This window comes from Rhizobacter sp. P3_C12, from assembly GCF_056402735.1.
Map to the genome: position 1 here is coordinate 1 of NZ_JBFUGW010000208.1, position 11,110 is coordinate 11,110.

Below are 11,110 nucleotides of genomic sequence, written 5' to 3' on the forward strand. Positions count from 1 at the left end.
GGTTCACGTTGTCGGTGGTCAGCGTCTCGGAAACGACGTACTCGATGGTGACGCGGGCGGGGTGGTGGATGCCGGCGTGGCGCAGCGCCTCGTTCAGCGACTTGTACGAGTCGGACAGGTCGGTGTACTTGCCGCACATCGCGATCGTGACCTCGCGCTTCGGGTGCTCGACCTCGTCGACCAGCGCATCCCAGCGCTTCAGGTTGGCCGGCGGGGTGTTGATGCGCAGCTTGTCGCAGATCAGGCCGTCGAGGCCCTGCTCGTGCAGCATGCGCGGCACCTTGTAGATGGTGTCGGCATCCCACACCGAGATCACGCCCCATTCGGGGACGTTGGTGAAGAGGGAGATCTTCTCGCGCTCTTCGTCGGGGATGCGACGGTCGGCGCGGCACAGCAGCGCATCGGCCTGGATGCCGATCTCGCGCAGCTTCTGCACGGTGTGCTGGGTCGGCTTGGTCTTCAGCTCGCCGGCGGCGGCGATCCACGGCACGTAGGTCAGGTGCACGAACGCAGTGTTGTTCTGGCCCATGCGCAGGCTCATCTGACGCGCCGCCTCGAGGAAGGGCAGCGATTCGATGTCGCCGACGGTGCCGCCGACCTCGACGATCGCGACGTCGACCGCCTGCTCGGTGCCGAAGGCGGCGCCGCGCTTGATGAATTCCTGGATCTCGTTGGTGACGTGCGGGATCACCTGCACCGTCTTGCCGAGGTAGTCGCCGCGGCGCTCCTTCTCGAGCACGCTCTTGTAGATCTGGCCGGTGGTGAAGTTGTTGGCCTTCTTCATCCGCGTCGTGATGAAGCGCTCGTAGTGGCCGAGGTCCAGGTCGGTCTCGGCGCCGTCGTCGGTGACGAACACTTCGCCGTGCTGGAAGGGGGACATGGTGCCCGGATCGACGTTGAGGTACGGATCCAGCTTGATGAGGGTGACCTTGAGGCCGCGCGATTCGAGAATCGCTGCAAGTGATGCAGCCGCGATGCCCTTGCCCAGCGAGGACACCACACCGCCGGTGACAAAGACGAACTTGGTCATTGCAGGGTCAGCAGGCGCCTTGTCGACGAATGCCGTGGTGGTAAAGCGCGATTATAGGCGCGCAGTTTCGGACGCCGTCTCGAACTCCCCCAGCCAGCGCAGCACCTCGGCCGCCGCTTGCCCCGGCTGCTCGAAGGGGAACAGGTGCGAGCCCTCGATCCACGAGATGCGCCCCTGCGTGAAGCGCTCGGTGGCCTTCATGCCGACCTGGCGCACCTCGGTCGACTGCGTGCCGCCGATGAAGGCCATCGGGCAGCCGGGCGGGCGGCGCACCAGCAGGCGCGGGATGTGGTGCGGCAGCGTGTAGTAGATCTGCGTCTCGATCTCGCGCCGGAAGCTCAGCGAGTGGCCATGGCCGGACGGCTCGATGCCGGCGGCGATGTAGTCGCGCAGCACGCCGGGCGCCCAGCGTGCGAAGGCCGGCTTGGCCGCGAAGTGCGCGAACGCCGCCTCGGCGCTCGGCCAGTGCTGGCGCCGGCGCTTCGAGACGTGGCCGGGCGAGAAGCGCTCGCCGATGCCGGTCGCTTTGGCCACCTGCAGCGTGCGGGCGAGCAGCCCGCCGATCAGCGGCGAATCCATCAGCACCACGCCGCGCGCCAGGTCGGGCCGCTTCGAGGCGGCCAGCACGCTCAGGAAGCCGCCGAGCGAATGCCCGACCAGCCAGACCGGCCCGGCCGCGGCGTGCTGCTCGATGAAGGCGATCAGCTGGTTGCGCAGCAGCGGCCAGTTGTTGGTGACGCGGTAGTGCTCGTCGTGGCCGAGCTTCTCGATCGCATGCACCTCGTGGCCGGCCGCGCGCCAGGCGTCGAACAACTGCCGGTAGGTGCCGGCGGGGAAGCTGTTCGCGTGCGAGAAGACGATGCAGCCCGGGGCGGCCATCATGCGGCGCCCCTCAGATGATCTTCTCTCCGGGGTGCGTGATCTTGCGCATCGGCTCGTAGCGGTCCGACGGCACGCACAGCGGGTGCTCGGCGGCGCTGCCATCCCACTGCGGGTCGTCGATCGACTCGAACACCTGGCGCAGCCGCTGGCCCCAGGTGCTGCGGATCATCGTGAAATAAGGGTTGTGCTCGTCGATGCAGACCATCTGCTGCGACTGGAAGGTGTCGGCCTCGTAGACCAGCAGGTCCAGCGGCAGGCCGACCGAGAGGTTGGATTTCAGCGTCGAGTCCATCGACACCAGCGCGCACTTGGCGGCCTCGTCGAGCGCGGTGTGCGGCGTGATCATGCGGTCGAGCACCGGCTTGCCGTACTTCGATTCGCCGACCTGGAAGTAGCAGGTCTCGCGCGTCGCCTCGATGAAATTGCCGGCCGAGTACACCAGGAAGAGCCGCATCGCCTCGCCCTTGATCTGGCCGCCGAGGATCATCGAGGCGTTGAAGTCGACGCCGGCCTGCTTCAGCGACGGGCCGTCCTGGTCGTAGACGCGGCGCACCGCGCTGCCGAGCACGCGGGCCGCATCGAACATGCTGGTGGCGTTCCAGATGGTGATCGGTGGCAGGTCGCCGTTGTCGATCTTCTCGACCTGCAGGATCTCGCGCACCGACTGCGAGATCGACAGGTTGCCCGCCGACAGCAGCACCATGAAGCGGTCGCCGGTCTTCTCGTAGACCATCATCTTGCGGTAGGTGCTGATCTGGTCCAGGCCCGCGTTGGTGCGCGAGTCGGACAGGAAGACGAGGCCGGCATCGAGCTTGATGCCCACACAGTAGGTCATGACGGGGTGTCCTGCAGGTTCTTCAGGCGGTAGAGCGCGTCGAGCGCCTCCTTCGGCGACAGCATATCGGGGTTGATGCCGGCCAGTGCCCGCTCGATCGGCGACACCGGTTTCTCGGCCTCCGGCGTGGGCGCCGCGAACAGGTCGATCTGCGCGCTGCCGGCGTGCTGCTGGGCCTCCAGCGCCTCCAGCGTCGCGCGCGCCTGGCGCACCAGCGTGCCGGGCATGCCGGCCAGGCGGGCGACCTGCACGCCGTAGCTGCGGCTGGCCGGGCCGGCCTGGATGTCGTGCAGGAACACGATGTCGTCGCCGCTCTCGGCGGCCGACACGTGCACGTTCAGCGCCCGCTCGTGCTTCACCGGGAACTCGGTCAGCTCGAAGTAGTGCGTCGCGAAYAGCGTGAAGCTCTTGTTGCGCTCGTGCAGGTGGCTCGCGATGGCGCCGGCCAGCGCGAGGCCGTCGAAGGTGGAGGTGCCGCGGCCGATCTCGTCCATCAGCACCAGCGAGTGATCGCCGGCGCTGTGGATGATCGCCGCCGCCTCGGTCATCTCGAGCATGAAGGTCGATTGCGCATTGGCCAGGTCGTCGGCCGCGCCGATGCGGGTGTGGATCGCGTCGATAGGCCCGAGCCGGCAGGCATCGRCCGGCACGAACGAGCCGATCGCCGCCAGCAGCACGATCAGCGCCACCTGGCGCATGAAGGTGCTCTTGCCGCCCATGTTCGGGCCGGTGATCACGAGCATCTTGCGCGCCGCGTCGAGCCGGCAGTCGTTGGCCATGAAGTTGCCGCCGCCGGTCTCGGCCAGGCGCGCCTCGACCACCGGGTGGCGGCCGGCGGTGATGTCGATGGAGGGCTCGCGCACGAACTGCGGGCGCGTCCATCCGAGCGTGTCGGCGCGTTCGGCCAGCGCCGCCAGCGCATCGAGGCTGGCCAGTGCGCGCGCCAGGCCCGACAGCGCCTCCAGGTGCGCCTGCAGCTGGTCGATCAGCTGCTCGTAGAGCTGCTTCTCGCGCGCGAGCGAGCGCTCCTGTGCGGACAAGGCCTTGTCCTCGAAGGCCTTCAGCTCCGGCGTGATGAAGCGCTCGGCGTTCTTCAGCGTCTGGCGGCGCTGGTAGTCCATCGGCACCTTGGCGGCCTGGCCCTGCGTGACCTCGATGTAGAAGCCGTGCACCTTGTTGTATTGCACGCGCAGGTTGGCGATGCCGGTGCGCGTGCGCTCGCGGGCTTCGAGGTCGAGCAGGAAGGCGTCGCAGTTCTGGCTGATGTCGCGCAGTTCGTCGAGCGGGGCATCGAAGCCGCGGGCGATCACGCCGCCGTCGCGCAGCATCACCGATGGTTCGTCGGCGATCGCGCTGCGCAGCAGGGCTTCGATCGCTGCGTCGGGCGTCAGCGCCTCGGCCAGCATCTCCAGCAGCAGGGCGCGGCCCGGCACGCGCTCGCGCAGCGCGGGCAGCGCCTGCAGCGTGGCGCGCAGGCCGGTGAGTTCACGCGGGCGCACCTGGCGCAGCGCGACGCGGGCGGTGATGCGCTCGACGTCGCTGATGCCGCGCAGCGCCTCGCGCAGCGGCGCGACGCCGTGCTCGATCAGCACGTCGAGCGCGTCGTGGCGCTGCGAGGCGACGGTGYGCTCGCGCAGCGGGTGCGTGAGCCAGTGGCGCAGCGCGCGGCTGCCCATGCCGGTGCGGCAGGTGTCGAGCAGCGACAGCAGCGTCGGCGCGTCGTCGCCGCGCAGCGTCTGCGTGAGCTCGAGGTTGCGGTGTGTGGTGGGCGGCAGGTCGAGCAGGTCGCCGCTGCGTTCCACCTGCAGCGCGCGCACGTGCGCCAGAGCCTGGCCCTGCGTGTGCTCGGCATAGCTCAGCAGCGCGGCGGCGGCGGCGTGCGCGGTGCCGAGTTCCTGTGCGTTGAAACCGGCGAGGCTGGCGACGCGCATCTGCTCGCACAGCTTGCGCAGGCCGAGCGCGGTGTCGAACTGCCAGCCGGGGCGGTGCGTGATCGCGATGCGGGCCTGCGAGACCGCGGCGGGCACCTGCTCGCGGTCGACCAGCACCTCGGCGGCGTTCAGGCGGGCGAGCCAGCCGGGCAGTTCGCGTTCGGTGCATTCGGTCAGGCCGAGCTGGCCGCTGCTCAGGCCGAGCCAGGCGAGGCCGTAGCTCACCACGCCGCGCTGCATCTTCTGCGAGACCGCGAGCAGCAGCGCGTCGCGCTTGTCGGCGAGCAGTTCGGCGTCGGTGACGGTGCCGGGGGTGACGACGCGCACCACCTTGCGCTCGACCGGGCCCTTGGCGGTGGCGACGTCGCCGACCTGCTCGGCGATCGCGACGGCTTCGCCGAGCTTGATCAGCTTCGCCAGGTAGCTCTCGACGGCATGGAAGGGCACGCCGGCCATCACGACCGGCTCGCCGCCGCTCTGGCCGCGGCTGGTCAGCGTGATGTCGAGCAGCTTGTTGGCACGGCGGGCGTCTTCATAGAAGAGCTCGTAGAAGTCGCCCATGCGGTAGAAGACGAGCGTGTCGGGGTGCTCGGCCTTGATGCGCAGGTACTGCTGCATCATTGGGGTGTGGGCCGAAACGGGGACCGGCGCGGGAGCGCGGCTGGCGGTCGTTTCTTCAGCTAACTCGTTGAATTGCTGAGTATTTTTGTCGGATGACATGGTCACGATGGACTTTTCAGCGCCTATGAAAACTTGGGGAAACTTGGCCGTTCTGCGTAGGTTTGCCGGCTTCTAAAATGGAAACCTACGCTGGGCTGCGACCCGGTCTTCCAGAAAACCTACGCTTGCAGGGAGCGCAATGCAGTTCGACGCCCGCGCAGCCAAGGCACTTCAGCCAGGCGCGCACCTTACCATCGACGGCTGTCCAGGCCTTCGTCTCGAAGCCACTCAAACCCGACGCGCTTGGACCTATCGGTACCGCAGTCCGGTCGACGCGCGGATGCGCCAAGTCGGCCTGGGGCGGTGGCCAGCGATGTCGTTTCCGGCGGCTGCGGCCGAGTGGGAGCGTTTGCGCGAGGAGCGCGATGCGGGCGGCGATCCCGCGCTGTCGAAGCGCCAAGCGCGGGAGGCCGAGCAGACGGCCCGCGTGGCAGCCAAACAGGAGCAGCAGGAGCGCGGGTATACGGTGCGCCTCCTGTGCGACGACTACCTGGCGGGCCACGTCGACCGAGCCCGCAAGCCCAAAGGGGCGATCGAAGTGCGGCGCATGTTCGACACGATGCTCGGCGCGCTCGACTCGGAGCCGGCCTCCACGCTGACCCGGCGGCAATGCTTCGACCTGCTGGAGTCGCTGCAGCGCATCCCAGTGCAGGCTGCGAAGCTGCGGGCCGAGCTGGGCGCTGCGTGGGACTACGCGCTCGACGCCGGGCGGATCCCGGAGAGCACTCCGAACTGGTGGCGCCAGATCATGCGCGGGCGGCTGCGCTCGAAGGGCAAAAAGATCTCCGGCGAGTCGATCGGTACCTCGAAGCGTGCACTCAGTGCGGCGGAGGCCGGTGCGCTCATCGCCTGGCTACCGAACTTTCCCCGCCTGATCGAGGACGCGCTGACGGTCTACCTGTGGACGCTCGCGCGAGGCGCCGAGATCATGGCGATGGAGTCCGGCGAGATTTCAAAGGAAAAGGATGGTTGGTGGTGGACCGTGCCGAAGATGAAGACCAAGAACGCGCGGCATGCGAACGCCACGGACTTCCGTGTGCCGCTGGCGGGCAGGGCGCTCGATGTCATCCGCCGGCGGATGGAGGTGCATGACGGCTACCTTTTTCCGTCGCCAGGGGAAGGTGGCCACGTGTTGCAGAAGACGATCCAGACGGCGGTGCACTACCACCAGCCGTACAGCAAGACGCGGCCGGAGCATGCTCGGCCACGTCTTCAGGTCACTCACTGGTCACCGCATGATCTTCGGCGCACCTCTCGCACCTTCCTCACGTCGCTAGAGTGCCCTGACGACGTAGGTGAGGCGATGTTGGGGCACATGCAGGAGGGGGTAAAGGGGATCTACAACCTGCACACATACGACAAGCAGCGCCGTGTCTGGATCAACCGTCTGTCCGCGCACCTCGAAGAGTTGGCGCAGCGGCGGATACATCTATCCACCTCACGCTGATGGGCCGGGGGGCGACGGCATGTGAGCGCCGAGCGTCAGCGTCAGGCTGGTTGTGTTCGGGCATGTCTAGCCGCCGAGCAATAGCTCGGACCGAATGGAGGCGTTCGTCGCGCCTCGCGTCGAGCCCCACGCAACGCGCCCGAGCGGCCGATCTGCAACGCCCGAGGGGATAGGGCCGTTTGCGGCGCCGAGCTGGTCGAACGGCTGCTCTCGCGAGCGGCGAAGCGGAGCTATCGACCCATAGCGGAAGGTGGCACAGGCCCAGCAAGCCTCCGGAAAGCGGCCGTTCAGCGCTGGCGTTAGGCCGCATCCTTGGCCTTGATGAACCACTCGACTAGCGCACTAGGTTCAAGTGCACCTAGTCCCAAGAGGATGAGGAGCACGAGGATGAGAAGTAGCCCGATACGCACTCGTAGCGCATTCGGACCGTTCATTGCCTGCGCCAGACGATCTGGAGGTACGGTCGCTGGGTCTCGGTGAGTTACCCTTCCAAGGGACTGCAAAGTGACGATCGCAAGAAGCAGTGCAACCAGAGTTGCCCAGAGAAGGTATCGCTGACCACTACGTGAGAAGTAGACGAGCCCGAATAACCCGATTCCCACGGTGGCTCGAAACGCCCAGAGCGTTGGCTGAGTTGGACGCATGCACAGAGTCGCCCTGCAGTTGCTGCAGACGAAACTGGCTGACAGAAGCCATCGCTTTCGCGCAGCCACGGGCGTGTTGCAGGCAGGGCAGGTGTACATGTGGCCTAACGTATTGTGGGGAGATATCCGCTCATGCCAGCACCGTGCCGCACATCCTGAGAACGGTCCTCTACGACAGACCGCTCGTAGCCGAATTCTGTCTCACGTCGGCAGATTCCTAGGCGGCTTAGGTCGCCGCGTGCGTGCTCGCACGCCGAGCACTACAAGCGCTCCGAGCAGTGCAGCCGCCGGTGGAACATACCAATTCGCCCAGAGGAACGGCTCAAGCCAAGTGGGCGCGTGTGTGACATGAACGAATGGATGCACCGATTCGAAAGGCAGTGTGGAAAGAGGGCTCGCTACACCAACGAGCAACGCGAGAGCGAGGGCTAGTTGGCGACGGTCCGCCACAAGCGCCATGACAGCACCAGCCGCAGCGAACACGACAAGGTAGACAGCGATGCTCGCAAGAACAACGCTTCGCACGTCGGAGGATGGGAGAAGCTGCTGAAGCAATGAGCGTAGGTGGTCCGCAGCGATGAACACAACAGGTGCGGCGATGACGTGCAGCGTGGCTCTCATGCGAACTACCATTTGGCATGAGCTGCGCGCCCCAGCTTGCCGTGGCAGATCAGCTCAAGAGAAGTTGTCAATGACAGGGAAGTCTAACGACCCAAAAGAGCACTCTCGTGAAGGGCTGCATCTGGCCGAGTGCGGCGGTGGGATCGCGTGTGGTTGTCAGCGGCAGGTGTCGAAGCCTGCACCCCTTCCGAGGACGACTGAGGTCGTACGTTTACCGTTCCGCGACGCTGACGGAGAGATCGTAGCCGCTCATGTAGTTGCCCGAAAGCGGACGGCGATGAAGGACCGCTCCTGGCCGACATCGGTCCGACGCCTCCTCGAGGCAGCATCAGCGATTCGCTGCCCAGGCGACGATGAGAGCGAAAGGGATCCATGGCCATAGACCAAACCACCAGTTGTCGACACGGACCCTCTCGCTTCGCACATGCGCGCCGTCGATGAAAACCTGGCAAGGAAACGATCGCGGTGTTCCGAGGCCCCATCGCAGCTTCGCTTCGTGCCTCTCACCTCTGACTTCGAACGCCTCAATCGTTTCCCCGACAGCCTTGTACACCCCGCCTGTCTGCAGCACGACGTGGTCGTCGATTTCCAGAACGATCGACGCCGTTTGCCAGGCGTAACGGCTGACGAGCCGCGCGGAAAGCTTCAGCGGGAGCCCATTCCAAGTACCGCTTCGCGTCGTGTCTCGAAGATCAGGCAAGTGCGGGTGCTTTCTGAGAGGTCGGTGGATGGTCAGGCGCTGAACTTCTGGGGAAACAGYCGATGAGCGGCAAAGCAGCCTGCTACGCCACCAAGACCTATGGCAAAAAACTGAAGTGAAACGAGTGGACTGGGCAGTGCGAGAGCCATGCACACTGTGGCGCCCCATAGCCCGGCGAACAAGAAAGTCAAGCCGATGAACAGAGCAGCCCCCGCAGGACGATTCCATGGTTTCAATAGAAGCGACGGCGGCAACGCGAACGTGCCAGGGGGCAGCTTCTGAAGTTCCAACCAAAGGATGCCGACCGAGGTCACCAGGGCGGCGGGAAGCGTGATAGCTACGCTCGTCCAAGAAGGTGAATGCTGCGAAGGAAATGTGGCAGAGAGGTAGCCCCATCCCGCGCAAACGAAGAACCAGAAGAGGTAGAAGAGTCTCACGTTTGCAGTGCCTGATCTTGCATGCCGACCTCTCGACATCGAGGAGATGCTAGGGTGGCATCGTAGCGTCACGAGAAGCACTGCCGCAGAGCGGACGTCACGAAAGGACCGCTTGTGGCCGTTTGCGGAAGCGGTCGCGATCGGCGCAACTAGCCGCACAGTCACGATGGCAGCTRGTCGGGGAGACGGCGAACTTTGCTCAGGCGCGGGAAACTGACGTCTGGCTCTATGAACAACAGCGCCGCAACACCATGCCGARTCTCGCAACCCACTACCACTACCTGGCGGGAGTCTCCGTTCGGCAGTTGCACCTCAACCCAACTGCCGCGAGGTGGCARCTCCGTYGCCGAAGCGAACGTGCCATCGACGACGTACCACTTGCCCAGCTCGAGACCGTCGAGCTGCGGAGCAAGTTCTGCAGTGACCACGAACGAATCGACAAGAGTGAGCAGCGATTCCACGGGCCACAGTGTACGCATGCAGGTGCGCTCSGAGCTGCTCTCCGATTCGGGACCGAGATTGGGGCCCGTGGGCCACCGGCCGATCGTCAAAGCAGCCGGTCGCGAAGGGCTGCTCGTGACCGACTACAGACGCTTGCCGCCTGTAGCGCTCTCGAACCCTTCGATGAGCCGGCTAAGCTCCGCACGCTCGTCGTCTGCCATCGAGTTCGCACAGTCTGCAAGCGCGCCATGGACAAGGTAGTACTCCGTCTCATTTTTGATTCGGCCTCGCTTCAGGATCTTTCGAAATGCGCTGCCATACCGGTGAGCAATCTCGTAGAACCCGACTAGCCCGCTCCCTCGAAGGGCAGCATCAAGTGCATGGGCGACGCCAGCCTTGTCTTCGAGGCTCTGAACGGTGTCATTTGCGGCCTGCCGCAGACCTTCGAGCGCCTTGGAGCGCCCGTGCTCCTCGGCGATGCGCTTCAGCGTTGTCGTCGTATGAATGGGGCTCGCTGGGTCGACACCCAGAACATGGGTGGTAAAGAAATCCAAGTAGCCCGAAAGCTCCTCGTATTCCTTCTCGCGCTCTGGGGACATCGGTCGTGCCATCGGCCAATGCTAACTTGTGCCCGGCAGTCGCTACCGATGTGAGCTGCTCGGAAGCAGTCGCCCGCGGAGGACCGCTTGTGGCCGGCTCCAGGCATTCGACCTCGTAGCACGCACTCCAGACGACTACACCAAGCCAAAGTATTTCCTGAGCGGGAAGGTGGCCACTCAAAGCTTGTTTTCATCGACCGGCCCGCATACCTAGTGGCGGTTGCCTGCAAGGCGGGTCGGGCATTGAGCGCGCTCGAAATCCGCGGGCTGAAAGGCAACTGGAAACAAGTCGCAGAGAAGGTCACAGAATGCGTTGAACGAAGGCCCCCCGGGCCCAAAGGTGTCGATGAGCGCCGCGGCCCAACCCTGTGACCCGCTTGCTCCAGTACTTGTGCGAACGAGCTCCGTGAAGTGTGCATTAAAGGCTTCGTGGGTCCCCAGCGCGCCCGTTGCCGCAAGTGCGGCATCGAAGCCGTACAGCTGCATCTCCAACTGCCGTATGTCGTGATCGAGCATGTACATGCCGGGCCTTTGGCATGCCATGCGCATGAAGTCGATCGTCGCAGGATGGATCATTCTGATCGATATCCCTCTGTTCCTTCATCGTCATACGCGAACAGTCTTTACTGCCCAACCCTCGTGAGCGTCTGGCCGTCCCATCTTGACGGCGGTCAGTTGCTCAAGTCTGCGGCGGAGTCCACCGATGAGGCAACAGCTCTTCGAGTCGGCTATTGGGCAGCATCGGCAGCCGCTCCAACACGTCACGCAAGTAGGCCCAGGGGTCATGCCCGTTCAGACGTGCTGACTGCACCAGGCTCATGAT

The 11,110-nt window shown here is 65.2% G+C and carries 8 protein-coding genes; 1 reads left to right on the plus strand and 7 read right to left on the minus strand.

Annotated features, from left to right (window positions below; translation table 11 throughout):
* The 4 genes from pyrG to mutS all read right to left on the minus strand — a co-directional run.
* Positions 1 to 1,030 (minus strand): CTP synthase (gene pyrG, locus AC1DXV_RS24990; protein ID WP_477936079.1); only part of this gene is annotated, 1,030 nt, incomplete at its 3' end.
* A gap of 51 nt (positions 1,031 to 1,081) precedes the next feature.
* Entirely contained in the window at positions 1,082 to 1,909 is an 828-nt protein-coding gene (locus AC1DXV_RS24995; RefSeq protein WP_477865031.1) for an alpha/beta fold hydrolase, read from the minus strand.
* 13 nt (positions 1,910 to 1,922) lie between these two features.
* Positions 1,923 to 2,747 carry a proteasome-type protease gene (locus AC1DXV_RS25000; protein ID WP_477936081.1) on the minus strand — a complete coding sequence of 275 codons (825 nt, stop codon included), beginning with the start codon at positions 2,745 to 2,747 and terminating at the stop codon, positions 1,923 to 1,925.
* Positions 2,744 to 5,299: a DNA mismatch repair protein MutS gene (gene mutS / locus AC1DXV_RS25005; protein WP_477936083.1), complete on the minus strand. Its 2,556-nt coding sequence runs from the start codon at positions 5,297 to 5,299 to the stop codon at positions 2,744 to 2,746. The genes AC1DXV_RS25000 and mutS overlap by 4 nt, the downstream gene beginning before the upstream one ends.
* A gap of 238 nt (positions 5,300 to 5,537) precedes the next feature.
* On the opposite strand from mutS, the gene AC1DXV_RS25010 reads away from it, so the two are divergent.
* The gene (locus tag AC1DXV_RS25010) at positions 5,538 to 6,845 is read left to right on the plus strand and encodes a tyrosine-type recombinase/integrase (protein ID WP_477936085.1); all 1,308 of its coding nucleotides are present in this window, start codon (positions 5,538 to 5,540) and stop codon (positions 6,843 to 6,845) included.
* Positions 6,846 to 9,831: 2,986 nt separating this feature from the next.
* Here the strand turns inward: AC1DXV_RS25010 and AC1DXV_RS25015 are convergent.
* The 3 genes from AC1DXV_RS25015 to AC1DXV_RS25025 form a co-directional block, all read right to left on the minus strand.
* On the minus strand, positions 9,832 to 10,299 hold the full coding sequence (locus AC1DXV_RS25015) for a hypothetical protein (protein ID WP_477873895.1): 468 nt from the start codon (positions 10,297 to 10,299) through the stop codon (positions 9,832 to 9,834).
* Between the two features lie 198 nt (positions 10,300 to 10,497).
* Complete coding sequence (locus tag AC1DXV_RS25020; RefSeq protein ID WP_477873894.1) at positions 10,498 to 10,863, minus strand: hypothetical protein; 366 nt, start codon at positions 10,861 to 10,863, stop codon at positions 10,498 to 10,500.
* Positions 10,864 to 10,966: 103 nt separating this feature from the next.
* Positions 10,967 to 11,110, minus strand: a 144-nt coding sequence (locus tag AC1DXV_RS25025; protein WP_477936087.1) for a transposase domain-containing protein, incomplete at its 5' end; no start/stop codon positions are given.